Source organism: Microbacterium esteraromaticum (genome assembly GCF_017303215.1).
Classification (GTDB): Bacteria; Actinomycetota; Actinomycetes; order Actinomycetales; family Microbacteriaceae; genus Microbacterium; species Microbacterium esteraromaticum_C.
Map to the genome: position 1 here is coordinate 1 of NZ_JAEMWU010000005.1, position 25,618 is coordinate 25,618.

A 25,618-nucleotide genomic window follows, 5' to 3' on the forward strand; every position below is an offset into this window, starting at 1 on the left:
AGAACTCGACATGCGTACCCCCGCCGAGGTCGAAGCCGACTACTACGCTGGCCTCGACAGACCCTTGGGAACACCCGTCTCCCAAGCCGCCCGATAGGAACGAAACTCAGGGCGAATCAGTGGACCAATCGAAGAACGTGCGGGACGGGCGGATCGGGGAAGTGGACCAGCCAGTGACCACGTCCAGATACGACGAAGCCCTGATGAAAATTGCTTCTCACAAGGGCTTTTTGTCGGGCTGCGTCCCCACGGCGCCCTCCACGCGCCGCAAGATCCACAGATCCGGTCACGCCCCAGCCTCAGCGGCGCGCGGAGCCTCTCGGCGCCGCGGGGCCCCTCTTTGCGAGCGCGAGTAAACGCAGAAGAGGGCATATCCTTGGCGGATCTACCCTCTTCTGCGTTTACGTCGGGCTGACAGGATTTGAACCTGCGACCCCTTGACCCCCAGTCAAGTGCGCTACCAAGCTGCGCCACAGCCCGTGGACGACCGCGCTTTCGCGCAGGCAACTCCCCTATCCTAGCCGACGCGAACGGGCCTCGCGAACCAGGCGCACACCTTGGTGTTTTCCGGGCGTGGCGCGCACGAGCCGCACAGGATCGTTGCCGATGTCCGACGCCCGGCGTAGCGTGCGAACATGGCGACGATCACGACAGAGCGGGCGACGATCGAACGATGGGGCGACGTACAGCACGCCCTGTCCGGCGGCGGTGACGGGCGTAGCTGCCAGTGCATCTGGCCCGTCGTGCGCAACAAAGATTGGCAGTCCACGTCGGTCGACGAGCGACGCGACCTGCTGCACGACGAGATCGCCACACGTCAGACGCCCGGGCTCGTGGCATACGTCGACGGCGAAGCCGCCGGGTGGATCCGCGTCGGGCCACGTACCACCCAGCTGCGCATCCTGAACACACGTTCCATCGTCAGCGCCACCATCGAGCCCCTCGACGACGACTCCGTGTGGGCGGTCACGTGCTTCGTCGTGCGTCGCGAACACCGCGGCACCGGTCTCAACGCCATCCTCCTCGACGCCGCGATCGACCACGCTCGCCAGGGCGGTGCCCGACTCGTCGAGGCGTATCCGGTCGACAACACCCACGGCACCCACCGCGCGAACGACATGTTCCACGGCGCGCTCACCACGTTCCTGGCCGCCGGGTTCACGCACGATGCCACCCTCACGGGCGGCCGAGTCCTCGTGACGCGCCCGCTGCACGACTGATACGTCACCGCAGACCGCTACGGTGGCGCTATGACCTCCGCACACCCGATCATCGACGACCCGACCCTCGGCCGGCTCACCCGCGCCGAGACGACGCTCGACGACGGCGACACCGTCATCCACGACTGGTACGCCGCCAGCATCCCGCACGACGATCGCGAACTCGACCTCATCGTCGACGGCGCCGACATCGACGCCGTCCGCGCCCTCCTCCCCCGCGCCCGTGCACTGGTCACCGATATCGACGGCATCCGCCGCCGAGCCGCGGATGCTGTCTTCACGCGTTTCAGTGACGCTGACCCCACACCCGCCGAGCTCGACGCCGGCGCCACCGACCTGCAACTCGACGCGATCGAGGTCACAACCGACGAGACCGTGCTGCACTTCACCGACGCGTGCGGTGAGCACTTCCCCACCGGATACTGGCCCGCCGCGCACCTCAGCCCCGACGGCGAGGTGCAAGACGTCACCGTCGAGTCATGAACGCCTGAATACGATGGAGGGATGCTGCGTAGCATCCGCCCCCTCGACATCGCCGTCTGGGCCCCGTACATCGTCCTCGCGATCATCCACGTCACCGCGCTCACCCTGCAGAGTCCCCTCGCGGCGCCCACGAAACTGACGCTGATGCCCCTGCTGGCTCTGCCAGTGCTCGCCGCCGCGCCACGCCTGCGACCACGCGGAACCATCGCACTACTCGGCGCCGCCCTGCTGTTCTCGTGGCTCGGCGACGGCGCCGGCACGTTCTTCCCCAGCGGGCCCGAACTACCGCTCATGCTCCTCTTCTTCGGTCTCGCGCACATCGCCTACATCGTGTTGTTTCTGCGATACACCGCTGGGCGTCGGTTGCCCTGGTGGACGCTGGTCTACGCCGCGTGGTGGGTCGGCATGCTGGTCGTCGTCGGCCCGCAATCAGACGGCCTCCTGCTCGGCATCGCCGCCTACGGACTCGTGCTGGCCGGCACCGCGGCCACCGCCGCGCGCGGCAACCCCACTCTCGCGGTGGGCGGCGCGTTCTTTCTGCTCAGCGATTCGATCCTCGCGTTCCGTCTCTTCCTCGACGGGATGCCCAATTGGACCAGCCCCGCCGTCATGTTCACCTACACACTCGGTCAGGGTCTGATCATCGCGGGAGCGCTGCACCGCCTGCGCAACGCCCCCGCCCCGCGCAATATCCCCACCGGGCGCACGACGGCGCCCCTGCGAGAGGAGACATCGCGATGACGAACCAGACGTCGTCCCCCGCCGCATCGGATGCTGTCAAACCCGTGCGCGTCGACAGCTGGCTCTGGTCGATCAGGGTCTACAAGACTCGCTCCGCGGCGACGACCGCATGCCGCGCGGGGCATATTCGCATCAACGGCGAGCGCACGAAGGCCGCACAGACGGTCAAACCCGGCGATGAGGTGCGCGTGCGCATGTCGGGTTTCGATCGCATCCTCGTGGTACGCAAGACCCTTTCGAAGCGGGTCGGGGCGCCCATTGCCGCGACCGCGTACGACGATCGCACCCCACCGCGCGACCCCGTCGCCCTGCTCGCGGTGCGTGACCGCGGAGCGGGACGCCCGACCAAGCGAGAGCGTCGCGAGATCGATCGGCTGCGCGGACGCGACTGACGCGCCGCCAGTCCCCTGGCGCCGCGCAGATTCTCCCTCATGCGCGCGCGGTTCGGTCGTACACTATGGGCATCCGCGCGGATGCGGCATATTGCCACCCACTGCGGGAGAGAGGTTCGTGGGAGCCATGAGTGATGATGCTCACAAGTCACGGCTGGCCCTCTGGGTGCTTCTGGCGCTGGTCGCGGTGGTCGTCGCGATCGCGTTGATCGCCGTACTCACCCGGGGCCAATCAGCCACGTACGACCCCGACAGTGCCGAAGGGGTCGTGCAGCGCTACGTGCAGGCGGTGAACGACGGCGATACGGCAGCGGCAATGGATCTGCTCGCCCCCGAGATCACCGAAGACTGCGATCGCCTGCCACCAATCGCAGATGAGAACCGCGTCGTGCTGGTGAGCACGACCGAACACGATGAGACCGCACGCGTGCGGGTGGTCATCACCACCGTGAGCGGATCTGGACCCATCAGCGACGAGTACCAGAGCGACGAAGTCTTCGATCTCGTGCGCGACGGCGATACCTGGCTGATCGATGGTGCGCCCTGGCAATTCACCATCTGCTATCCGAATGGCACACCGTGATGGCCGCCCCCGCAATTCCCGTCCCGCCGCCGCGGAGCGCACAGGCGATCGTACGGCGCATCATCCTCTACGCCCTGCTGTTCGCGCTCGTCTGCGTCGCCGCCGCCGGGTTGAGCGGACTCGCCGACCGCGCCCTCAGCGCAGGAGCGGTACTCGTCGATGACGACGCAGGCCTCGCACGTTCGCTCGCATTCACGGTGATCGGCGTGCCGTTGGGCGCTGGCCTGTGGTGGTTCCTGAGGCGCAGGCTCGCCGACCCCGGCGAGCGCGCCTCGCTGGTGTGGGCGCTGTACGTCACGGCAATGATCGTGACGTCGCTCATCGTTGCGTCGATCTCACTCGGGCTCGCCGCGACCGCGGGCCTCGACGGCCACTGGCGTCCCGGGCAGCTCGCCAGCGGCGTCGTGTGGGCAGGAATCTGGTTGTGGCACGTCAGACTGCGGTCATGGTCGGCGACGGCGCCGACTCGACTTGTCGGCCTCCCGCTCGAACTGTCATCGGTCTATGCCCTGGCTATCGCCTCCTTCGGCGCTGTGTCCGCCCTCTCGGCGTTGCTGTCCGAGGCTCTGGTAGATGCCTCTCACGTGCTGGCGGCGTCACGCCCGTGGCCCATCGCCGTTCTGCAGGGGTTTGTCTGGCTGCTGCTCGGAACGACCCTGTGGTGGTGGCACTGGTTCTACCATCGGGTACGTTCGACCCCGGGTGTCTTCGCGGACGTGCTGCTCGTGGCCATTGTGGGAATCTCGGCGGGCGCAGGACTGTTCGCACTTGGCACGACCCTGTACGTCGGCCTGCGTCTGATCTTCGACACAGCCCCCTCGAACGAGGTGCTCGCACCGCTCGACGTCGCCGTCGCGACAGCGCTGGTCGCCGCGGCGGTGTGGGTGCACCACAGCGCGGTGCTCGCCCAGCGCGAGCACACCGCGCGCCTCGCCGGCCGCCTCGTGATCTCGGCGATCGCATTGGTCGGCGCGGCCAGCGGTTTCGGAGTGGTCATCAACGCCCTGCTCGCTGCGCTCGCCCCGACGCTGAGCGCGCACGTGCCGCGAACGCTCTTGCTCGGAGGCATCAGCGCCCTCGCCGTGGGCGCGGTCGCCTGGTGGGTCGCGTGGCGTCCGACACGCACCACCACGACGGCGGATGCTGCCGAACCCGCCCGCCGTGTGTACCTCGTCGCCGTGTTCGGCGCGAGCGCGATCGTCGGCCTGATCACTCTGCTGATCATCGGATACCGCCTGTTCGACTTTCTGCTCGACGACGCACGGCCGGCCGCACTGATCGAGCAGATCCGGGCTCCGCTCGGGCTGCTCAGCGCCACAGCTGTCGTATTCGGCTATCACTTCGCGATCTGGCGCCACGACCGGCGCATCGCGCCGTCCGCGGCGCGTCGTGCGTCGATCGGTCGCGTCATCCTTGTGACGGCGGATGCTGACGATCCCCGAACAGCACAGCTCAGCGCGCAGATCGCAGAGAGCACCGGCGCCGCCGTCACGGTGTGGCGCGCTGCCGAGGGAGCGACCCTGGCTCCGCTCGCGCCCGCGGATGTCGCCGGCGAACTCGCGAGCATCCAGGCGCCGCGGGTGCTCGTTGTGTCGCTTCCCGACTCAGCACCGATGATCGTTCCTCTCGCCGACTAGGGATTCGAGAATCTTCTATAAAAGAAAGGATACGTGCTTGCTTATCTAGAACATTTGTTCTACTCTGGAGGCATGTCCAGCCCACTCGTCGACCGCATGCAGCAGCAGGCCGCACTGCTCGAGCAGTGGGTTGCCGTGCGGGCCGAGATCAACCGCGCCGAGGCCCGCGCTTCGGATCTACTAGCTGCGCGGGTCGCTCTGATGGATGACGATGTGGCCGATCAACCGCAGCATCGCGACGCGATCTGGCGCTCGATGATCGCCGAGCACTGCGCCGCTGTGCCTTCCTCGCGAGGCGCCGTGGAACGTGCCTTTGACGATGCGCGGTTCCTCTCCACGGGTGATTACCCGCTACTCGAAGCGTCGTTCCGTACCGGATCTGTGACCGCATCGCATGTGCACGAGATCCTGCACGCCGCCGCACCCGTGCGCGAGGCCGTACAGAACGGGGTTGTCGAGGCAGACACGATGGCGCTGTATGAGGCAGCTACGGTCGTGTTCGCCGAGTCCGAGGCTCCATCGCGCACGCGAACCCATGCGCGCGAAGTGGCTGCGGCATTGGCTGGCAGCACCATCACCGAACGCCACGAGCGGGCGCTGGCCGAGCGCACCGTCACCGTGCGCTCCGTCGGCGACGGGCTCGCCCTGCTGCAGGTCGTCCTGCCCGAGCACCTCGCCATCGCTATTCACGACCGCCTCACTCAACTCGGCCGTATTCAGACCCAGAATGTCGATCTGAACCCCTTCCCCGTGCTCCCCGTGGACGAAGACGCCCTACAAGACAAGCTCAACAACGACCCGGCTCTGCAAAACGACCGCGCCCTGCAGAACGACTCTGGTCTGCGGGAAGATCTCGGCGACGAGTCCGCCCGCGTGCCCGACAGCGACCTCATGGTGGTGAGCACGCCTGGCACCGACTCCGACTCCGGCACCGACACCGGCTCCGGCACCGGCACCGACTCCGGGCAGGACTTCTACGACGGGTTGGCAGTGCCGCCCGACAACGCCCCGTTCGGCGACGACGTCGATGCGTACTGGGACTTCGTCGAGCAAATGATCTCTGACGGGCCGACCATCATCCGCCTGCCCTCCGACCAGCGCACGCTCGACCAGATCCGCACCGACGTGCTCACCGACTTGCTGTTGACAGCCACCCCGTCAGAGGATCTCGGCACAGGCATGGACAACATCACGGCGACCGTGCAGGTCACCGTCAGCGCCAACACACTCCTGGGTGACGACGACCGTCCCGGGCAGCTCGACGGAAACGGTGAGCTTCACCCCGAGGTCGCTCGCACCTTCGCCGGACGCAGCACCGCGTGGACGCGCTTGTTCCTCGACCCGACCGGGCAGCTCACCGAGACCGACACCTACATGCCTACCGCGGGCATGCGGCGCTTCCTGCAAGCACGCGATCAGCACTGCCGGTTCCCCGGTTGTCGTATGCCCATTCACCGCACCGAGCTCGACCACAACCACGATCATGCGCTCGGCGGGCCGACGTCACTCGACAACCTCGCGCACCTGTGTAAGACGCATCACGCGCTCAAGCATCCCGACATCCCTGAGCAGCATCGTTGGAGAACAAGGCAGCTTCCCGGGGGCGATCTGCAATGGACCGCGCCAAACGGAAGCACCTACGCCGACGCCGCACCTCGGCGCGTGATGTTCGTCCCGTCGCCAGAGGCCGCACCGGCGCCCTTCTAGCCGGCTTCAACCGTCGGGAGGACTCAGTCTGCCCCGACGCCGCAACTGCAACACCGCGCTAGCTGCACACGCTCTGTAGCTGAACGCGCTCAGCGCCCCCTGCGAGCCGAACGAGCGTCGAGCTGATCCCGCATCCAGCCGGCCGACTGGGTGCGTGCACCGAGCGCTTCGACCCGCGTCCGCAGTTCGCGATCGCTCGTGACGACGATGACCTCACGCCCCTCAGCGACCAGGCGACGCGCTTCACCAACGATGGCGTCGTCGCCGTGTCCGTCCGCTCGCACGACCCCGACAGCCCCGACACCGACGCCCCAGACGCCGACTGCCCCGACGCCAGCTGCCCCGAGCCCGGCTACGCCGACCCCCGCTCCCCCGAGGTCCACACCGCCACCGAGATCTACGCCCCCGGCGCCGTCTGCATCCAACGCCACACCAGCACCAGCCATCTTCCGCGCCGCGCCCTCGACGACCATCGTGACGTCCGGATACCAACGGACACCCTGCTCACCAAGCGCCCCAACTGTCTCAGACTCCCCGAGCGCCCCCGGCACCCCAGCCCCGCCCAGCACCCCCGGCTCGACTCCGGCAGCCGCCCACACCACCAACCGATTACGCAACCGCTCGGCGGCACCGGCGCGGTCTCTCCACCAGCCGTCCGGCACCGAGCCGATCACGTTGGCAGCATCCACCACGATCGAGGGTCGCACCGCCAACAAGGCCCGCAGCGCCGGCCAGGCATCGGCAAAGCCCGGGTGCAGCGGCCGCTCATCGACGGCATCCACCGGCACCCACTCGAGCGCGAGACTCTCGGGGTCACTGATCACAGGTTCGAACGGCTCGACCACATCGGCGACGACGGTCGTGTACGACCAGATCTTCAGATCGAGCACCCGGGTGAAGCGCGCACGCACCGCACCGTCCGGCACCCCGGCTTCTTCCTGCGCCTCGCGAATCGCGCCGACGAGCGCGGACTCCCCCTCGTGAAGCGCCCCTCCGGGCAACCCCCACGTGCCGCCGAAGTGGCTCCAGCCCACGCGGTGCTGCAGCAGCACACCACGCACGGGGTCGACGGCCAGAAGCCCGGCGGCACCGAATCGGCCCCAGTACTTCTCGCCCGTCTCGGCGACCACCCAGGCGTCTCCGGGATTGCGGGGGCCCTGCGGGCGGCGCGGTTCTCCAGGCGCCGGGGGGATGATGCTCACCCCTCCACCTTTCCACGCCGCACCGCCCGCGGCACGCTCAGTGTGCGCGCGTTACCGAACCCCGAGCTCGGCCCCAGCCCGCAGACGCGCCGCCGCCAGCTCCTCCGCTGCCTGCAACGGGGTCACACCGCGCTCAGCAGCGTCGTCGAGAATCCGACCGACCGTGTCGCCGATGCCGGCCACTCGTGCCATGATCTCGTCGCTCGTGCCGATCTGCTTGGCCTCCAGATCGAGGTAGATCACGCCACCCGCGTTCACGACGAAGTCGGGCGCGTACAGAATGCCCCGCTCCGCGAGGCGCCCTGCGCCCGAGTGGTCGGCAAGCGGGTTGTTCGCAGGACCGCATACGGCCTTCACATCCAGCGCGTCGATGACCCCATCGGTCAGCACACCGCCGATACCGGCCGGCACGAAGACATCGCCGGCCACCAGGTGCTCGGTGCCCGGTTCCACCCAGGTCGCCCCGATCGACGTAGCGAACTCCCGCCGCGCCGGGTTGATGTCGGTGACCGTCAGCTCGGCGCCGTCCTCCGCCAGGCGTGATGCGAGACGACCGCCGACCTGGCCCAGGCCCGAGATGACGATGCGGCGACCGCGGGCATCCGACGATCCAGCCACCCGCTCCAGCACAGCGCGCAGCGACGCGTAGACGCCGAGGCTCGTGGGCCCCGCGGGCTCGCCCGAGCCGCCCACGGTCGAGGGCAATCCGACGACGTGCTGCGTGCGTTCGCTGACGGTCAGCATGTCATCGGTGGTCGAACCGACGTCTTCCGCGGTGCGGTACAGCCCACCCATCAGCTCGACGGCGTCACCGAGATCGAGGAAGGCCGCACGGCGACGGTCGGCGTCGAGCACGGTGCCCGGCGGCAGGCCGATCACCGACTTGCCGCCACCCGCGTCGAGCCCGGCCGCCGCGTTCTTCAGCGTCATCGCCGCCGAGAGCCGCAGAGCGTCACCGAGAGCGTCGCTCCAGTGCGGGTACGTCCACAACCGCGCACCGCCGAGGGCAGAGCCCAGCACAGACGAGTGCAGCGCCACGGCGATGAACAGTCCACTGCGCGGCCCGGTGATCACCTCCACCCGCTCGTGGGTGAACTCCGGCAGGGGCAGGGTGTGCGTCATCGCATCCTCGTTTCACGCGGGCCTTGTGGGCGCTGTGTCATGGGCACTGTGGTTGTCGCCGCGGGGTCGCGGCTTCAACCTCCCATTATCCCGCGTGAACGCGTCGGATGCTATCTCTTGCGCCGCTCCCGCACACGCATGTTGATGACGATCGGCGTTCCCTCGAAGTCGTACAGCTCGCGCAGACGGCGCTGCACGAATCGGCGGTAGCCGGGGTCGAGGAAGCCCGTCGTGAACAGCACGAACGTCGGCGGACGCGTCGACGCCTGCGTGCCGAACAGGATGCGCGGCTGCTTGCCGCCCCGCAGCGGGTGCGGGTGCGCGGCGACGAGCTCGGTGATGAACGCGTTGAACTTGCCGGTCGGAATGCGGCGGTCCCAGTTCTCCAGCGCCAGCTCAAGGGCGGGCACGAGCTTGTCGAGGTGGCGCCCGGTCCTGGCCGAGATGTTCACGCGCGGAGCCCACGCGACGTGCGCCAGATCCTGCTCGATCTCGCGCTCCAGGTAGCGGCGGCGGTCGATGTTCTCCATGTCGTCGTCGAACAGGCGGTCCCACTTGTTGAACGCCAGCACGAGCGCGCGCCCGGATTCGAGCACCATGTCGATGATGTTCAGGTCCTGCACGCTGATGGGCTGGCTGACGTCGAGCACGACGACGGCGACTTCGGCCTTCTCCAGCGCGGCAGACGTGCGCAGCGATGCGTAGAAGTCGGCGCCCTGCTGCAGGTGCACACGACGGCGGATGCCGGCGGTGTCGACCAGCCGCCACATCTTGCCGCCCATCTCGACGATCTCGTCGACCGGGTCGCGTGTGGTGCCGGCGAGGTCGTTGACGACCACGCGCTCCTCGCCCGCGGCCTTGTTCAGCAGCGACGACTTGCCCACGTTCGGGCGTCCGAGAATCGCGACGCGACGCGGCCCGCCGATCTCGGCCTTGGCCACGGCCGAGACCTCGGGCAGTTTCGCCATGACCAGGTCGAGCAGGTCGGCGACCCCGCGACCGTGGATCGCCGAGACCGGGTGCGGTTCGCCCAGCCCCAGGTTCCACAACGCGGCTGCCTCGGGCTCCTGGCGCGCGTCGTCGATCTTGTTGGCGACGAGGAACACCGGCTTGCCGCTCTTGCGCAGCAGCTTGACGACGTGCTCGTCGGTCGATGTGGCACCGACCTTCGCGTCGACGACGAACAGCACCAGGTCCGAGAGGTCGATCGCGACCTCGGCCTGGGCGGCGACCGACCGGTCGATGCCCTTGGCGTCGGGCTCCCACCCGCCGGTGTCGACCAGCGAGAAGCGCCGGTCCATCCACTCGGCCTTGTAGGTCACCCGGTCGCGGGTCACGCCCGGCGTGTCCTCGACGACGGCTTCGCGGCGCCCGAGGATGCGGTTCACCAGAGCGGACTTGCCGACATTCGGGCGTCCCACGATGGCGACCACCGGCAGCGCCGGCGAGTACTCGATGCCGTCCTCGCCGAGCGCGAGTCCCGCCAGCAGGTCGGCGTCGTCCTCGTCGAGTTCGTAGTCGCTGAGCGTCGCGCGCATCATGTCGGCGCGCTGCTCGGCAGCGTTCTCGTCGATCGCGGCGAGCTTGTCAGCGAGCTGGTCGGGCGCGCCTTCGTATTCTTCTTCGTCGGCCATGTTCATGCTCCTGTGTCTGCGTCGCGCCGGTCGATGACCGCAAGCACGGCGTCGACGGTCTGCGCGAAATCAAGGTCTGTGGAGTCGACGACGTTCACGCCGGGGGCGGCGTTGAGAAAGTCGACGACGGTGCTGTCGGACGCGTCGCGCTTGTGCAGCGCCTCCGCGACAGCTGCGGCGTTCTCGCCGGCCAGTTCGCCCGCGCGGCGCGCGGCGCGCACCTCGGGGGCGGCGGTCAGCAGAATGCGCACGGGGGCGTCCGGCGCCACCACCGTGGTGATGTCACGGCCTTCGACGACGACGGCCGGGTACTCGGCCTCCGCCACGATCCGCCGGAACATCTCGTTCACCTGCGCCCGGATCTCGGGCACGCGCGCGACGCCGCTGACCGCGGACGACACCCGCGGCTCGCGGATCGCGTCGGTCACGTCGATGCCGCCCACCGACACGCGCCGGTCATCGGGGTCGAGTGCCTGAGCGAACGGGAAGTCGGATGCTGCCGACCGCACAGCCGTGGCATCCGCCGTGTCGGATCCACGGTCGAGCACGTACCAGGCCAGCGCCCGGTAGGCCGCGCCCGTGTCGAGGTAGCCGAAGCCGTGCCGGCGGGCGACCTCTTTCGAGACGCTGGATTTGCCCGACCCGGCCGGGCCGTCGATCGCGATGAACTTGCGCGCCTGGTGCGCCGAGTCCGTCGAGAGGTCAGTCATTGGTGTTCCCCGCAATCCGCCAGCCGCGTTCTTCCAGTCCCTCGATCGCACCGCGCAGCGCGGCCGGCGCGACACTGATCTCAGCGAGACCGAACTGGGCGCCCGGAGAGTGCTCCAGGCGAAGGTCCTCGACGTTCACGCCCAGTTCGCCGAGCTCGCCGAACAGGCGCCCCAGCTGACCGGCGGTGTCGTCGACCATGACGACCAGTGTCTCGAATCGACGGTTCTGACCGTGCTTGCCCGGCAGACGCTCCACGCCCTCGTTGCCGAGGCGGATGGCGTCGGCCACGGTACGGCGCGCGCCGGCAGCATCCGGAGCGCGCAGCGCGTCCGCGACGTTCCGCAGGTCGTCGGCGAGCGCATCGAGCACCTCGACGACGGGAGCCGCATTGGCGCCCAGGATCTGCACCCACAGCTCGGGCGCCGACGCGGCGATGCGCGTGGTGTCGCGCACGCCCTGACCTGCCAGACGCAGCGATCCCTCGTCGGCCTCGGCCAGCCGGGCGGCGAGCAGACTTGCCACCACCTGCGGCACGTGCGAGGTCATGGCCACCGCACGGTCGTGCTCTTCGGGGGTCATCTCCAGGGGCATCGCGCCGACGTCGAGGGCGAGCGCTTCGACCAGGGCCAGGTCAGCGGGCCGCGTCTGCTCGTCGCGGCACACCACCCAGGGGCGACCGATGAACAGGTCGGCGCGCGCCGAGATCGCCCCGCCGCGTTCGCGCCCGGCCAGCGGGTGCGAGCCGATGTAGCGGGTGAGGTCGATGCCCCGGGCGCGCAACTGGTCGAACGGCTGCAGCTTCACGCTGGCGACGTCGGTGACGACGGCACCGGGGTACGCGGCGAGTTCGGCCTGGATGACGTCGGCCGTCACATCCGGCGGCACGGCGACAACGATCAGGGTCGGGGCGTCATCGTCGCGGGCCGCGCGTCCGGCACCGTAGTCGATGGCCAGGCGCAGTTGCGACGGCGAGGCGTCCGCGAGAACGACGTCGACCCCCTTCGCGCGCAGGGCATGGCCGATGCTGGCGCCGAGAAGGCCGGCGCCGACGACCCGCACCGTGCCCGAGAGTCGCGCAGCGACCTGGGGTGCACGCACGCCGGTGGTCTCGCTCACTCGTTCTCCCGGGAATCCTGGCGCGAGAGAGTCAGCAGCGCGCCACGTTCGATTTTAGTCAACTCGCGTGCCTTGCCGACCGGGAGCGTTCCCAGGTGCAGCGGGCCGAACTGACGGCGCACGAGATCGATCACCGGATGCCCGACCGCAGCCATCATGCGCCGCACGATCCGGTTGCGACCCGAGTGCAGCGTCAGCTCCACCAGGCTCGAGTCGCCCGACGAGTCGAGCAGCCGTGCCTTGTCGGCTGCGATGGGCCCATCCTCCAGCTCGATGCCGCGCGTCAGCGTCGCAATGGTCTGCGCCGTGACCCGCCCTTCGACCTTGGCGATGTACACCTTGGTGACCCCGAACGAGGGGTGCGCGAGCACGTGCGCGAGGTCGCCGTCGTTCGTCAGGATCAGCAGCCCGCTGGTCTCGGCGTCGAGGCGACCGACGTTGTAGAGCCGTTCCGGCCAGTCCTTGGTGAAGCGCCGCAGATCGGGCCGCCCGTTCTCATCCTTCATGGTGCTGACCACACCTGTGGGCTTGTTGAGCATCACGTAGCGCTTCGAGACATCGAGCTGTACGGCGGTGCCGTCGACGTCGATGAGGTCGTTCTCGGGGTCGATGCGGGTGCCGAGCTCGGTCACCGTGCGGCCGTTGACGCGGATGCGCCCTTCGACGATGTACTGCTCGATCACCCGGCGCGAGGCGACCCCGGCGTTGGCCAGAGCCTTCTGCAGGCGGATGCCCTCGGGGGCGGGAGTGGTGTCGTCGCCGGTCATCGCAGCGTCCCTTCGTCGAATCCGTCGGCCCCGTCATCGAGCAGGGGCGAGATGGGCGGCAGCTCGTCGATCGAGTTGATACCGAGGTGCTCGAGCAACGCGTCGGTCGTGCCGTAGTTGATGGCGCCGGTCTCGGCGTCGGCGAACAGCTCGGTGATCAGGCCGCGTCCGAGCAGCGTGCGCACTACCGAATCGACGTTGACCGCACGGATCGACGCGACCTGCCCGCGTGTGACCGGCTGCTTGTACGCGATCACCGCGAGCGTCTCCAATGCGGCCTGCGACAGGCGGGCGGGCGCTTGTCCCCCGACGAAATCGGCGATGAGATCGTCGTGGTCCTCGCGCACGTACAGGCGCCAGCCCCCGCCGACCTCACGCAGCTCGAAGCCGCGACGCGGCCCCGCGCCGCGACCGTCGTAGTCCTCGACCAGCGCCTCCAGCGTCTGGCGCACAGCCGGCACGGGCGCGTGCACGGCGGCGGCCAGCGCAACCAGCGCGATCGGCTCGTCGACGATCAGCAGGATCGCCTCGATGCGTTCGGCCAGCGGCGTCTCGGGCTCAGCGTCGTTCTGCACGGATGCTCCTTCAACGGTCATAGTCAGCGCCCAACGTCGCCAGTTGCTCGTCCGACCAGCTCTCGGCCGACCAGCGCAGTGTCAGCTCACCGAGCGGCTCGAGCTGCTCGAACGACAGCGCGGCATGCCGGTACAGCTCCAGCACCGAGATGAACCGCGCCACGACGACGCCCGGCTCGGTGATGCCCGAGACGAGGTCGCGGAAGGTGAGAGACTCGGCGCTGCGCAGCAGCGTCACCACGACCGCCGCCTGCTCGCGGATGCTGACCAGTGGCGCATGCAGATGGTCGACCCCGACGGTGGGGATCTGCTTGGGTGCGAACGCGAGCATCGCCAGTGCCGCGAAGTCGGATGCCGACAGCGACCACACCAGTTCCGGCGTGCGGCTGCGGTGCTTCTCGTCGAGCGGTACGGCGCGCACGTGCCGGCGCTCCTCGCGCTGCAGGCATCGTGAGAACCACGACGACACCTCTTTGAAGGCGCGGTACTGCAGCAGACGTGCGAAGAGCAGATCGCGTGCCTCGAGCAGCGCGACGGCTTCGGCGTCGACCAGTTCGCCCTGTGGCAGCAGCCCGGCGACCTTCATGTCGAGCAGCGTCGCGGCCACGACCAGGAACTCCGAGGCCTGCTCGAGCTCCTCCTCGCCGTCGAGCTCCTTCAGATACGCGATGAACTCGTTGGTGACCCTGCTCAGCGACACCTCGGTGATGTCGAGTTCATGCTTCGAGATGAGGTTCAGCAGCAGGTCGAACGGTCCGTCGAAGTTCGACAGCGAGATGCGAAAGCCGTCCGAGGACTCAGCGGGCTCTGCCGCCGTGGCCGGCTCGGTGTCAGGCGACAGCGCCACGGGCGACCAGCTCCCGCGCCAATCGCAGGTACGCCTGGGCTGCGGCGTGCTCGGGCGCGAACTCGGTGATGGGCACGCCCGACACCGACGCATCGGGGAACTTGACCGTGCGGCCGATCACGGTCTCGAGCACGTCGTCGCCGAATGCCTCGACGACGCGTTCGAGCACCTCGCGCGAGTGCAGCGTACGCGGGTCGTACATGGTCGCGAGCAGTCCGTCGAGCGTGATCGAGGGGTTCAGTCGGTCGCGCACCTTGTCGATCGTCTCGATCAGCAGCGCCACACCGCGCAGTGCGAAGAACTCGCACTCCAGCGGGATCAGCACGCCGTGCGCGGCGGTGAGCGCGTTGACGGTGAGCAGACCGAGCGAGGGCTGGCAGTCGATCAGGATGACGTCGTACTCGCCGGACACCTGGCGCAGCACCCGCGAGAGGATCGTCTCGCGGGCCACCTCGTTGACGAGGTGGACCTCAGCCGCGGACAGGTCGATGTTGGCGGGCAGCACGTCGAGGTTCTCGACGTTCGAGGGCACGATCACCTCGTGCGCGTCGCGCTTGATGTCGAGCAGCAGGTCGTAGACGGTCGGCACGTCATGCGTGGGAATACCCAGCCCTGCCGAGAGCGCGCCCTGCGGGTCGAAGTCGACGGCCAGCACGCGGCGGCCGTACTCGGCGAGCGACGCGGCGAGGTTGATGGAGGTCGTGGTCTTGCCCACGCCGCCCTTCTGGTTGCACAGCGCGATGATGCGCGCCGGCCCGTGGCTGTCAAGCGGTGCCGGTGTGGCGAAGCCCTGGTAGGGACGACCGGTCGGCCCCAGGGGAACATCGTCTCCCTGGTTTGTCTTCGACCTGGACATCGTCGCCTTCTGCGCCACCGTTTCCGCCTTCCGTGCTTGGTCGATTGTAGCCGTACGACGGCCGGGATTCCGCTCGGCGCGCGGCAACCCAGCCGCCTCGTACGGGCTCAGCGCGCCCGCGGATGCGAGGTGGCGTAGATGTCGCGCAGAGTGTCCACCGACACGTGCGTGTAGATCTGCGTCGTCGCGACCGACGCGTGGCCCAGTAGCTCCTGCACCACGCGCACATCAGCGCCGCCCTGCAGCAGGTGCGTCGCGAACGAGTGCCGCAGGGTGTGCGGTGACACATCGGCGACGATCTGGGCGCGCTCGGCGGCCGCGCGGATCACCAGCCAGGCGCTCTGACGCGACAGCGGTGCCCCCCGTGCTCCCAGAAACAGACGCGCCGACGCCGCACCCTTCGCCGCGAGCGCCGGGCGCACCCGAGTCAGGTACGCCTCCACGGCGGCTCTGGCGTACGACCCGACCGGCACGATCCGCTCCTTGTCCCCCTTGCCTCGCACGCGCAGAACATCGCCGTGGGCGAGGTCGTCGACATCGAGTGAGACGACCTCCGACACACGCGCACCGGTGGCGTACAACAGCTCCAGCAGGGCACGGTCGCGGATGCCGATCGGCTCATCCGGCGCGGGCGCGGCCAGCAGACGCTCGACCTGCTCGATCGTCAGCGCCTTCGGCAACCGCTGCGGCGTCTTCGGCGGACGCAACCGCGCCGAGGGGTCATCCTGCGCGATGCCCTCCCGCGCGAGGAACCGGTGCCAACCACGCACCGCCGACTGCAGCCGCGCGAGGCTGGTCGCCGCCGGTGGCGGCTGCGCGCTCGATCTCTCGGCGATGAACTCCGACACGATCGTCGCGGTGATGGCATCCGTCGTCGCCACCCCGCGCGCCTCGAGCCACGCGACGTACCCGCCCAGATCGCGGCGGTAGGCCGCGATCGTGTGCTCCGACAGGCCGCGCTCGATCGTGACGTGCCGCAGGTACGCGTCCAGCGCCCGATCGAGCTGCACGTCAACCCTTGTCGTGCCGTTGCAGACGCAGCCGCCGCTCCGCGGCGAGCACGCCGATGGAGAGGATGCCATTGTGCATGCGCCCGGCAAGCACAGCATCCGCCGCCTCGGCCAGCGGCACCCACTCCACACGGATGTCGGCTTCTTCCGCCTCGCGGGCGTGCGCGACCTCGGCCGCCGAGATCCCGGTGGCGAGAAAGACGTGGATCATCTCGTCGTTGCCGCCCGGCGTCGTCCACGACGACACCAGGTGCTCCCAGTTCTCGGCGGTGATGTCGGTCTCCTCGGCGAGTTCCCGCCGTGCGGCGCACAGCGGGTCCTCCCCCGGCACGTCCAACAGACCGGCGGGCAGCTCCCAGTCGCGATGACGGATCGGATGCCGGTACTGCTGAATCAACAGCACCCGGTCATCCTCGTCAAGCGCGACGATCGCGACCGCGCCGGTGTGCGCGACGTACTCTCGCACGATCTCGCCGTCACCGTACCGGATCCGGTCGGAGCGTACGTCCCACACCCAGCCGTTGTGGATCAGATCGCTGCTGATCACCTCGGGTGCGAACGGCTCGTCCTGCAACTGCGTCATCCGTTGATCAGTCGTCTTCGCTGAACAGCTCGCTCGAGCGGTGCCGCTCGATGGCCGCGCCGATGAGACCGCGGAACAGCGGGTGCGGCTCGGTCGGACGCGAACGTAGCTCGGGGTGCGCCTGGGTCGCGATGTAGAACGGGTGCGCGTCGCGCGGCAGCTCGACGTACTCGACCAGGTCGAGCTCGGGGTTGAGTCCCGAGAAGACGAGCCCCGCCTCGGACAGGCGCGCACGGTAGGCGTTGTTGACCTCGTAGCGGTGGCGGTGGCGCTCGGATGCCGTCTCTGCGCCGTACAGCTCGCGGGCCAGCGATCCCTCGCTCAGCGCCGCCTCGTACAGGCCCAGACGCATGGTGCCGCCCAGGTCGCCGCCGTCGAGGATCTCGACCTGCTCGGCCATCGTCGCGATCACGGGTGCCGCAGTCTCGGGGTCGAACTCGGTCGACGACGCACCGTCGATGCCGGCGACGTGACGGGCGAACTCGACGACCATCATCTGCAGGCCCAGGCACAGGCCCAGGGTCGGGATGCCCTGTTCGCGTGCGAAGCGCAGCGCGCCGACCTTGCCCTCGATGCCACGGATGCCGAAGCCACCCGGCACCAGGATGCCGTCGAGATCACCGAGCGCCTTCTCAGCACCCTCGGGCGTCTCGCACGAGTCCGAGGGCACCCAGCGGATGTTGACCTTGGTCTCCTGAGCGAAGCCACCGGCCTTGAGTGCCTCGGTCACCGAGAGGTAGGCGTCGGGCAGGTCGATGTACTTGCCGACCAGGCCGATCGTGACCTCGTGCTTGGGGTTGTGCACGGCGTGCAGCACCTGGTTCCAGCGCGTCCAGTCGACGTCGCGTGCCTTGGCGTCCAGGCCGAGGCGGCGGATGATGTACGAATCCAGACCCTGCTCGTTCAGCGTCGAGGGGATGTCGTAGATGCTCGGCAGGTCGACGGTGTTGACCACGCCGTCGTTGTCGACGTCACACATCAGCGCGATCTTGTTGCGGTTGCTCTCACTGACCGGACGATCGCTGCGCAGCACCAGCGCGTCGGGCTGGATGCCGACCTGGCGCAGAGCCGCCACCGAGTGCTGGGTCGGCTTGGTCTTCTGCTCGCCGGAGGCACCCATGAACGGCACGAGCGAGACGTGAACGAAGAAGACGTTGTCGCGGGACAGCTCGTGACGAAGCTGGCGCGCGGCCTCGAGGAACGGCTGCGACTCGATGTCGCCGACCGTGCCGCCGACCTCGGTGATGATCACGTCGGGCTTGGGGGTCTCGTCGGCCTGCAGGCGCATGCGCCGCTTGATCTCGTCGCTGATGTGCGGGATCACCTGCACGGTCGCGCCGAGGTAGTCGCCGCGGCGCTCCTTGGCGATGACCTGCGAGTACACCTGCCCGGTCGTCACGTTTGCGGCGCGCGACAGGTTGATGCCCAAGAAGCGCTCGTAGTGGCCGATGTCGAGGTCGGTCTCGGCGCCGTCGTCCGTGACGAAGACCTCGCCGTGCTCGAACGGGTTCATGGTGCCCGGATCGACGTTGAGATACGGATCGAGTTTCTGCATCACGACGCGGAGTCCGCGTGCCGTGAGCAGGTTTCCGAGGCTGGCTGCGGTGAGGCCCTTACCCAAAGATGAAACGACACCGCCCGTCACGAAGATGTGCTTCGTGGTGGCTGTGGTGTCGTTGTCGGGTCCCGCTGCAGAAGAGTTCATCACGGGCTTCTATCCTATCAGGTCGCGCTCGAGCCGAGGCTCAGCAGTTCACGGGCGTGGGTCAGTGCGGCGTCGGAATCGGCGAGTCCCGAGAGCAGACGGGCCATCTCGGCCTCGCGCGGCTCCCCCGACAGACGCGTGACGCTGGATGCTGTCACGGCACCATCATGGGATTTCACCACCGACAGGTGGTTGGTGGCGAACGCCGCCACCTGGGCGAGGTGTGTCACGGCGATCACCTGCGACGTGCGGGCCAGCTGCGCCAGGCGCCTGCCGACCTCGATCGCCGCGGCGCCGCCGATGCCGGCATCCACCTCGTCGAAGACGAAGGTCGGAACAGGGTCGGTTCCGGCGATGACGACCTCGATCGCGAGCATCACGCGCGACAGCTCACCGCCCGAGGCACCTCGCGAGACCGAGCGCGGCTCAGCGCCGGGGTGCGGCGCCAGCAGCAGGGCGACGTCGTCGCGACCATGGCGCGATTCGGCTCCGGCCGAGACACGTGCCTCGAATCGGGCATCCGGCATCGCGAGGGCGTGCAGTTCCTCAGTGACGGCGTGCGAGAGGCGGGCCGCGGCATCGGTGCGCACGGCGGTCAATGCCGACGCGGCTTCGTCGAGCTCGTCGCGGACGCGCGCGGCGTCGGCTTCGAGGCGTTCGATGCGGTCGCCGTCGTCGTCGAGCTCGGCCAGACGCAACGATCCGGTGCGCCACACCTCCAGCGCCGCCTCGAGCGACCCATGCTGCCTGATCAGCCCGCCGATCGCGGCGCGGCGCTCTTCGACGGCCGCGAGCTCGTGCGGGCCCGAGTCGTCGAGGTCGGCGAGGTAGCCCGACAGCTGAAGTGCGAGGTCGGCGGTGCGGTAGCCGAGGTCGGTGAGGCCTTCGGCGATCCCGGCCAACTGCGGATCCGGAGCGCGTTCCAGCGCCCGCCGCGCCTCGGCGACCAGCGCCGTCACGTCCGGGGCATCCTCCTCGCTGGAGAGCGCCGAGCGCGCCACGGATGCCGCCACACGCAGCTCCTCGGCGTTCGCCAGGCGTTCGGCGCGCTCATTGAGCTCGACGTCCTCACCGGGCTGCGGCTCAAGCTGTTCGATCTCGGCGAGCTGCTCGCGCAACTGCGCGGCCTCAGCCGCGCGTCGGTCGCGGTTCTCAGAGAGCTCGGTGATCTCGGCATCCAACGCCCGCCACGCCTGGTAGCGCTCGGAGTATCGGGCGACAGCGTCGGCGACGCCCTGTCCCCCGAACCGGTCGAGCGCATCACGCTGCGCGGCGGCCGACCGCAGGCGCAGCTGGTCGGACTGACCGTGCACGACGACGAGTTCCTCGGCGAGGGCCGAGAGCACGGCGGCCGGTGCCGGACGACCGCCCACACTGGCACGGCTGCGACCCTCGGCGCTGAGCGTGCGCGAGACGTACAGCTCGGCAGCATCCCCCGCCGGCTCCAGCTCGCCCCCGGCGTCGGTGACGATGTCGGTCACCGCGCCCTGCTGCGGCACGACCCAGACGCCCGCGACGGATGCCTGTGACGCGCCGGCTCGGATCGCCGACGAGTCCGCACGCGCGCCGAGCAGCAGGCCGAGCCCGGTGACGACCATGGTCTTGCCCGCACCGGTCTCACCGGTCACGGCGGTGAACCCCGGCCCGAGCGGGAGCACGGCGTCATCGATGACGCCAAGCCCGCGGATGCGCATTTCGTCGATCATGGTGCGCCCCTCCATCCGGCGACAGGCAGGTGGAACTTGCGCACGAGGCGGTTCGTGAACGCGGTCGGGTGCAGACGCGCCAGCCGCACCGGCTGCGCCGAGCGGCGCACCACGACGCGTGCTCCGGGCGGCAGCTCGTGCGACCTGCGACCGTCGCACCACAGGATGCCCGTGCCATCGGTGCGTTCGAGCATCTCGATCGCGACCGAGGCCTCGGGCCCGACCACGAGGGGCTTGGCGAACAGCGCGTGCGCCGACAGCGGCACGACAGCGATCGCCTCGACGGTGGGCCAGATCACCGGTCCACCCGCCGAGAAGTTGTATGCGGTCGATCCGGTCGGAGTCGATACGACCATGCCGTCGCAGCCGAAGCTCGACAGCGGGCGCCCGTCGATCTCGACGACCACCTCGATCATGCGCTCACGGCTGGCCTTCTCGACGGTGGCCTCGTTCAGCGCCCACGTCTCGTAGACGACCTCACCGGCGACGTCCTTGACGCGCACCGACAGTGCCAGACGCTCCTCGACCTCGTAGTCGCGGTCGATGACGCGGTGCACGGCAGCATCCATGTCGTCCCGGTCGATCTCGGCGAGGAAGCCGACGTGGCCCATGTTGATACCCAGTACCGGCGCCCCGGAACCGCGGACCAGCTCGGCGGCGCGCAGGATCGTGCCGTCGCCGCCGAGGACGATGGCCAACTCCAGCTGTTCGGCAGCGATCTCCTCGCCCAGCACTGCCACGTCGGCGAACCGCTCGTCGATCTCGGCGAACTCGCCGTGATCGGGCGCGGGTAGCACGGGCGTCGCTCCGGCATCACGCAGGGCATCGACGACTCGCCGTGCCGCGACGACGGTGTCCTCCCGCTTGGCGTGGGCGACGACCAGGATGCGGCGCTCGTTCATCGTCCTCCTGCCAACTGTGCGATCTGCTCCGTCCATTGTGACGGATCGGTGCCGCGCCCGGGCGCGAGGTGCACCAGGTACTCGGCGTTGCCGTGCGTACCCAGAATCGGCGACGGCAGGATGCCGAGGGTTCCGAGCCCGGCGTCGTGCGCGCTCCACAACGTGCGCTCGACCGCGTCCACGCGAGCCGCGGCGCTGGCGACCAGGCCGCCCTTGACGGCCGTGCGCCCGACCTCGAACTGCGGCTTGATCAGCAGCAGGATATCGGCGTGCGCACCAGCGGTCTCGGCCACCGCAGGCAGCACCAGCGCGAGCGAGATGAACGACAGGTCGCCCACGATGAGATCCGGGCGCGCGGGCTCACCCGTGGCCTCGGCAAGGGTCTGCGCGGTCATATGGCGCACGTTGAAGCCCTCGACGAGCACGACGGACGGATCAGCCGCGAGAGCGGGCGCCAGTTGGCCATGTCCGACGTCGACCGCGAGCACGCGCCGCGCGCCGCGTTCGAGCAGCACCTGCGTGAAGCCACCGGTCGAGGCACCCATATCGAGTGCCAGGCGACCCTGCACCGCCACGTCGAAGCCGTCCAATGCGGCGATGAGCTTGTGCGCTCCGCGGCTCACGTAGTGATCACCGCCGTCGACGGCGAGGTCCGCGTCGTCGGTCACCGCCGTCGAGGCCTTGATCGCGATCACGCCGTCGATGCGCACGAGCCCCTCGGCGATTAGCGAGGCCGCGTGCGTGCGCGAGCGCGCCAGACCGCGCGCGGCGAGAGCAGCGTCGAGCCGGGGCATCAGCGGACCGCGTCGCGGTCGTCGGTGCGCGGAGCGCTCTCGAGCCGTTTCATCAGCTCGTCGTGCACGGTTGCATACGCGGCGGCACGATCAGCCAGCGGCTGCCCCTCGATGAGGCGCAGGCGGCTCCAGAGCGCGTCGGTCGGCTCGTCACGCGGGTGCTCCATCCGTCCACTGTATCCCGTGCGCCGCGGCAGACGATGGCGACGCCCTGACCTGTGGACGGATGGCGCTCAGGGGCGATGGAACGGGTCGGCGTAGAGGCGCTCGGGCACGCGGAACGCGTAGATTGCGCGCCCGGTCGCCCAGATCGCCGCGGCACCGGCGCGCAGCAGATCGATCTGCGTCTGCCCCTCGGCGAGGATCTGCACGTCGGCATCCACGACGCGCACCGAGGCGCCGTTGACCGTGAAGACGCCGTCCTTCTCGGTCGTAGCCGGGTAGGGAGCGTGCAGGTCGCGCAGGTCGGCGAGGATGTAGTCGGGCTGCGATCCCTGCGGCGCGGCCAGCACGTGCTTGGGACGGTCGATGCCCGTCAGCACGAGAGCCGAGTCGATGCCCGCGCGCACGGCACCGGCGATATCGGTGTCGAGGCGGTCGCCGAGGAAGAGCGGCCGCTGGGCGGCGAATCGTGCGACGGCCTCTTCGAAGATCGGTTTCTCGGGCTTACCCGCAACCGTCGACAGCCGTCCGATGGCGGTGTGCACGGCCGACACGAGCGTGCCGTTCCCGGGCGCGACGCCCCGCTCGCGCGGAATCGTCCAGTCGGTGTTGGTCGAGATCCAGGGAATGCCACCTTCATCCTCGGGCAGCTTGAGCGCGAAAGCGGCCTCGGCGAGGTCGGTCCAGGCAACCTCGGGGGCGAAGCCCTGCACGACGGCGGCCGGGGCATCCTCGGCGCTACGCGTCACCGTGTAACCGGCCTTCTGCGCCTCGACGACGAGCCCCTCGCCCCCGACGATCAGGATCGTTGCCGGGGCCGGCACGATCGTCGACAGCAGGCGCATCGCGGCCTGGGGACTCGTGACGACCTCGTCGGGTGCGACGGTGAGGCCCAGATCCGTGAGGTGAGCCGCGACGTCGGCGTCCGTCCGCGAGGCGTTGTTCGTGATGTACCCGAGGCGCATCGACTCACCGGCGCGATTCAGGTTCTCGATCGCGTGCGGCAACGCGTGAGGTCCGGCATACACGACGCCATCGAGATCGGCGAGCAGAGCGTCGCGGTCGGTCAGCGGAGTGGATGCCGGCTTCGCGCGGCGGAACAGAGCCATCAGCGCTCAGGCTCCCCTTCGGTCTCGTCGGATGCGGAGTCGTCGGATGCTACAGGCTCAGCGTTGTCGTCGGAGCTTGCTGTGTCAGCAGCGTCAGCAGCGTCAGCCGCGTCAGCCGCGTCGTCAGCAGTGTCATCTGCGGCGTCGTCAACGGGCTCTTCGAAGTCATCGTCGAAGTCCTCGACGAGTCCGTCCTCGACGAAGATCTCGTCGAACTGGCCGTCCAGGCCGAGAGCGGACGTCGCCACCTCGGCACGTTGGTTCCAGAAAGCCGACTCGTCCGCGCGGCCGAGGTCCTCGAGCACGGCGGCGTATGCCGAGAAGAGCGCCGGGCTCCATTCAAAGGCACGGTCAGGGTTGAGTTCGGGGATCTCGAGTTCGCCAAGCGCGAGCTCGGTCTCGCCGCGGTCGAGGCGCGCACCGGACATCGCGATTGCCAGGGCGACGCGCACATCCGGGGTCAGCGCGGCCCGGTCGACGCCGCGTCCCTCTTCGAGGGCGCGGTCAGGACGGCCGACGCCGCGCTCGCTGTCAACGATCAGGGCGATCTGGTCGTCCTTGCCCGAGATGCGACGGTAGGTGCGCAGCTCACGCAGGGCAAGAGCGAAGTCCTCTGTGGCGTACGCGGTGATGGCGAGCGTCTCACGCACGACGGCGATACGGCCGGCGCGACGCGAAGCCGCCAGCGCATGCTCGTGCGCGCGTGCCGGCTCGTCGTCGATCAGACGGGCGACCATCGCCAGGTGCCGAGCGACCTGCTCGGCGTTCTCCTTGCTGAGGGTCTTCAGCTCGTTGCGCGCGGCCGGGTGCAGATCCTTCGGAGTGATCTCCTCGGGCAGCGGCGGCTCGGGTACGCGTTCGCGCACCGGCGCGTACTCGTTCTGCGGCCGGTCCACTCCCCCGCGGGGACGGTCGCGGTACGACTGCTTGGAGCCGCGGTCATCCCGCCCGTACTGGGAGCGGTCGCGGTCACGGTCACCGTAGGGACGACGCTCGCCCTGCGGACGGTCACGGTCGCCCCGGTAGGGACGGTCACCCTGCGGACGATCCCGGTCCCCGCGGTATGGGCGGTCGCCCTGCGGACGATCCCGGTCGCCACGGTACGGGCGGTCGCCCTGGGGACGGTCGCCGTAGGGACGGCGGTCACCCTGCTGGCGGTCACGATCGCCACGGTACGGACGGTCGCCCTGCGGACGGTCACGATCGCCACGGTACGGACGGTCGCCCTGCGGACGGTCACGATCGCCACGGTACGGGCGGTCGCCCTGGGGACGGTCGCCGTACGGACGGCGGTCACCCTGCGGACGGTCACGATCGCCACGGTACGGACGGTCACCCTGCTGGCGGTCACGATCGCCGCGGTACGGACGGTCGCCCTGCGGACGATCCCGGTAGCCACGGTACGGACGGTCGCCCTGAGGACGGTCGCCGTACGGACGGCCGTCACCCTGCGGACGGTCGCCGTAAGGACGGCGGTCACCCTGCTGGCGGTCACGATCGCCGCGGTACGGACGGTCGCCCTGCGGACGATCCCGGTCGCCACGGTACGGACGGTCGCCCTGAGGACGGTCGCCGTAGGAACGACGCTCACCCTGCGGACGATCGCCATACGGACGACGCTCACCCTGGGAACGACCCCGGTCACCCTGCGAGCGATCGCGATCGCCGCGGGGCTGACGGTCTCCGTAGGGGCGATCGCCCTGCGGGCGGTCGCCATACGGGCGACGCTCGTCATCGCGACGCGGGCGACGCGCGGAGGAGTCCGAGTACCGCGGCTTGCGGTTGTCGCCGCTGCGGTCGGAGTCCGAACGTCGCTTGTGCGCGCCATCGCCTTCGTTACGGCGGTCCCGCTGCTCATCTGACATTCTGACTCCCTGTATGACTGTAAAACGCAAAATGGCCACCCAGCTCTGGGTGGCCATTTTACTTAAGAGAAGTCCGGCGGTGTCCTACTCTCCCACAGGGTCCCCCCTGCAGTACCATCGGCGCTGTGAGGCTTAGCTTCCGGGTTCGGAATGTGACCGGGCGTTTCCCTCACGCTATGGCCGCCGTAA

26 protein-coding genes, 1 tRNA gene and 1 rRNA gene are annotated in these 25,618 nt (G+C 69.1%); 8 read left to right on the top strand and 20 right to left on the bottom strand.

The genetic code is table 11. The features are described 5' to 3' along the window. Positions 1 to 406 precede the first annotated feature (406 nt). Positions 407 to 480 (bottom strand) — tRNA-Pro (locus JF543_RS14155). Positions 481 to 635: 155 nt separating this feature from the next. On the opposite strand from JF543_RS14155, the gene JF543_RS14160 reads away from it, so the two are divergent. From JF543_RS14160 to JF543_RS14190, 7 genes are all read left to right on the top strand, one after another. After that, positions 636 to 1,220 (top strand): GNAT family N-acetyltransferase, encoded by a 585-nt coding sequence (locus JF543_RS14160; RefSeq protein WP_206824920.1) that lies wholly within the window; start codon positions 636 to 638, stop codon positions 1,218 to 1,220. 30 nt (positions 1,221 to 1,250) lie between these two features. Beyond that, positions 1,251 to 1,703, top strand: coding sequence for a hypothetical protein (locus JF543_RS14165; RefSeq protein ID WP_206549556.1), 453 nt, complete (start codon positions 1,251 to 1,253; stop codon positions 1,701 to 1,703). A gap of 21 nt (positions 1,704 to 1,724) precedes the next feature. Then, positions 1,725 to 2,444, top strand: coding sequence for a lysoplasmalogenase (locus tag JF543_RS14170; protein ID WP_206824922.1), 720 nt, complete (start codon positions 1,725 to 1,727; stop codon positions 2,442 to 2,444). Further along, on the top strand, positions 2,441 to 2,836 hold the full coding sequence (locus tag JF543_RS14175) for an RNA-binding S4 domain-containing protein (RefSeq protein WP_179410487.1): 396 nt from the start codon (positions 2,441 to 2,443) through the stop codon (positions 2,834 to 2,836). Before JF543_RS14170 ends, JF543_RS14175 begins: the two co-directional genes overlap by 4 nt. A gap of 127 nt (positions 2,837 to 2,963) precedes the next feature. Further along, positions 2,964 to 3,419, top strand: a complete 456-nt coding sequence (locus JF543_RS14180; protein WP_179410486.1) for a hypothetical protein — start codon at positions 2,964 to 2,966, stop codon at positions 3,417 to 3,419. After that, positions 3,419 to 5,056, top strand: coding sequence for a DUF5671 domain-containing protein (locus tag JF543_RS14185; protein WP_206824924.1), 1,638 nt, complete (start codon positions 3,419 to 3,421; stop codon positions 5,054 to 5,056). The genes JF543_RS14180 and JF543_RS14185 overlap by 1 nt, the downstream gene beginning before the upstream one ends. Before the next feature lie 72 nt (positions 5,057 to 5,128). Then, positions 5,129 to 6,763, top strand: coding sequence for an HNH endonuclease signature motif containing protein (locus tag JF543_RS14190; RefSeq protein WP_206824926.1), 1,635 nt, complete (start codon positions 5,129 to 5,131; stop codon positions 6,761 to 6,763). Positions 6,764 to 6,852: 89 nt separating this feature from the next. Here the strand turns inward: JF543_RS14190 and JF543_RS14195 are convergent, their stop codons facing one another. The 18 genes from JF543_RS14195 to JF543_RS14280 form a co-directional block, all read right to left on the bottom strand. Beyond that, positions 6,853 to 7,965 (bottom strand): NUDIX domain-containing protein, encoded by a 1,113-nt coding sequence (locus JF543_RS14195; RefSeq protein WP_206824928.1) that lies wholly within the window; start codon positions 7,963 to 7,965, stop codon positions 6,853 to 6,855. 51 nt (positions 7,966 to 8,016) lie between these two features. Further along, on the bottom strand, positions 8,017 to 9,087 hold the full coding sequence (locus tag JF543_RS14200; protein WP_179410482.1) for a Glu/Leu/Phe/Val dehydrogenase family protein: 1,071 nt from the start codon (positions 9,085 to 9,087) through the stop codon (positions 8,017 to 8,019). 110 nt (positions 9,088 to 9,197) lie between these two features. Further along, a complete protein-coding gene (der, locus tag JF543_RS14205; protein ID WP_179410481.1) occupies positions 9,198 to 10,721 on the bottom strand; it encodes a ribosome biogenesis GTPase Der in 1,524 nt (507 codons plus the stop codon). Between the two features lie 2 nt (positions 10,722 to 10,723). Beyond that, positions 10,724 to 11,431: a (d)CMP kinase gene (gene cmk, locus JF543_RS14210; RefSeq protein WP_179410480.1), complete on the bottom strand. Its 708-nt coding sequence runs from the start codon at positions 11,429 to 11,431 to the stop codon at positions 10,724 to 10,726. Further along, entirely contained in the window at positions 11,424 to 12,548 is a 1,125-nt protein-coding gene (locus JF543_RS14215; RefSeq protein WP_206549547.1) for a prephenate dehydrogenase, read from the bottom strand. The genes cmk and JF543_RS14215 overlap by 8 nt, the downstream gene beginning before the upstream one ends. Further along, on the bottom strand, positions 12,545 to 13,315 hold the full coding sequence (locus JF543_RS14220; protein ID WP_179410478.1) for a pseudouridine synthase: 771 nt from the start codon (positions 13,313 to 13,315) through the stop codon (positions 12,545 to 12,547). Before JF543_RS14220 ends, JF543_RS14215 begins: the two co-directional genes overlap by 4 nt. Further along, a complete protein-coding gene (gene scpB, locus JF543_RS14225; protein WP_206820192.1) occupies positions 13,312 to 13,911 on the bottom strand; it encodes an SMC-Scp complex subunit ScpB in 600 nt (199 codons plus the stop codon). The genes JF543_RS14220 and scpB overlap by 4 nt, the downstream gene beginning before the upstream one ends. Next, positions 13,901 to 14,737, bottom strand: a complete 837-nt coding sequence (locus JF543_RS14230; protein ID WP_224818913.1) for a segregation and condensation protein A — start codon at positions 14,735 to 14,737, stop codon at positions 13,901 to 13,903. The genes scpB and JF543_RS14230 overlap by 11 nt, the downstream gene beginning before the upstream one ends. Next, positions 14,721 to 15,593: a ParA family protein gene (locus tag JF543_RS14235; RefSeq protein ID WP_179410475.1), complete on the bottom strand. Its 873-nt coding sequence runs from the start codon at positions 15,591 to 15,593 to the stop codon at positions 14,721 to 14,723. Before JF543_RS14235 ends, JF543_RS14230 begins: the two co-directional genes overlap by 17 nt. Positions 15,594 to 15,700: 107 nt before the next feature. Beyond that, entirely contained in the window at positions 15,701 to 16,603 is a 903-nt protein-coding gene (gene xerD, locus JF543_RS14240) for a site-specific tyrosine recombinase XerD (RefSeq protein ID WP_206824934.1), read from the bottom strand. A gap of 1 nt (position 16,604) precedes the next feature. Beyond that, a complete protein-coding gene (locus JF543_RS14245) occupies positions 16,605 to 17,186 on the bottom strand; it encodes an NUDIX domain-containing protein (protein ID WP_179410473.1) in 582 nt (193 codons plus the stop codon). 7 nt (positions 17,187 to 17,193) lie between these two features. Then, positions 17,194 to 18,891 (bottom strand): CTP synthase, encoded by a 1,698-nt coding sequence (locus tag JF543_RS14250; RefSeq protein WP_179410472.1) that lies wholly within the window; start codon positions 18,889 to 18,891, stop codon positions 17,194 to 17,196. Positions 18,892 to 18,908: 17 nt separating this feature from the next. Further along, positions 18,909 to 20,597 (bottom strand): DNA repair protein RecN, encoded by a 1,689-nt coding sequence (gene recN / locus JF543_RS14255; RefSeq protein ID WP_206824935.1) that lies wholly within the window; start codon positions 20,595 to 20,597, stop codon positions 18,909 to 18,911. After that, positions 20,594 to 21,499: an NAD kinase gene (locus JF543_RS14260; protein WP_179410470.1), complete on the bottom strand. Its 906-nt coding sequence runs from the start codon at positions 21,497 to 21,499 to the stop codon at positions 20,594 to 20,596. Before JF543_RS14260 ends, recN begins: the two co-directional genes overlap by 4 nt. Beyond that, on the bottom strand, positions 21,496 to 22,293 hold the full coding sequence (locus JF543_RS14265; protein ID WP_206824937.1) for a TlyA family RNA methyltransferase: 798 nt from the start codon (positions 22,291 to 22,293) through the stop codon (positions 21,496 to 21,498). The genes JF543_RS14260 and JF543_RS14265 overlap by 4 nt, the downstream gene beginning before the upstream one ends. Beyond that, positions 22,293 to 22,460 (bottom strand): hypothetical protein, encoded by a 168-nt coding sequence (locus JF543_RS14270; RefSeq protein WP_179410468.1) that lies wholly within the window; start codon positions 22,458 to 22,460, stop codon positions 22,293 to 22,295. The genes JF543_RS14265 and JF543_RS14270 overlap by 1 nt, the downstream gene beginning before the upstream one ends. A gap of 66 nt (positions 22,461 to 22,526) precedes the next feature. Then, a complete protein-coding gene (locus tag JF543_RS14275; protein ID WP_179410467.1) occupies positions 22,527 to 23,564 on the bottom strand; it encodes an HAD-IIA family hydrolase in 1,038 nt (345 codons plus the stop codon). Beyond that, positions 23,564 to 24,430, bottom strand: a complete 867-nt coding sequence (locus JF543_RS14280; RefSeq protein WP_347401173.1) for a hypothetical protein — start codon at positions 24,428 to 24,430, stop codon at positions 23,564 to 23,566. The genes JF543_RS14275 and JF543_RS14280 overlap by 1 nt, the downstream gene beginning before the upstream one ends. Here JF543_RS14280 and JF543_RS14285 point away from each other — a divergent pair. Next, on the top strand, positions 24,371 to 25,426 hold the full coding sequence (locus tag JF543_RS14285) for a hypothetical protein (RefSeq protein WP_206824939.1): 1,056 nt from the start codon (positions 24,371 to 24,373) through the stop codon (positions 25,424 to 25,426). The two genes, JF543_RS14280 and JF543_RS14285, sit on opposite strands and share 60 nt — an antisense overlap. Positions 25,427 to 25,500: 74 nt before the next feature. Here JF543_RS14285 and rrf read toward each other — a convergent pair. Continuing rightward, positions 25,501 to 25,617, bottom strand: a 5S ribosomal RNA gene (gene rrf, locus JF543_RS14290). Position 25,618: the final 1 nt, after the last annotated feature.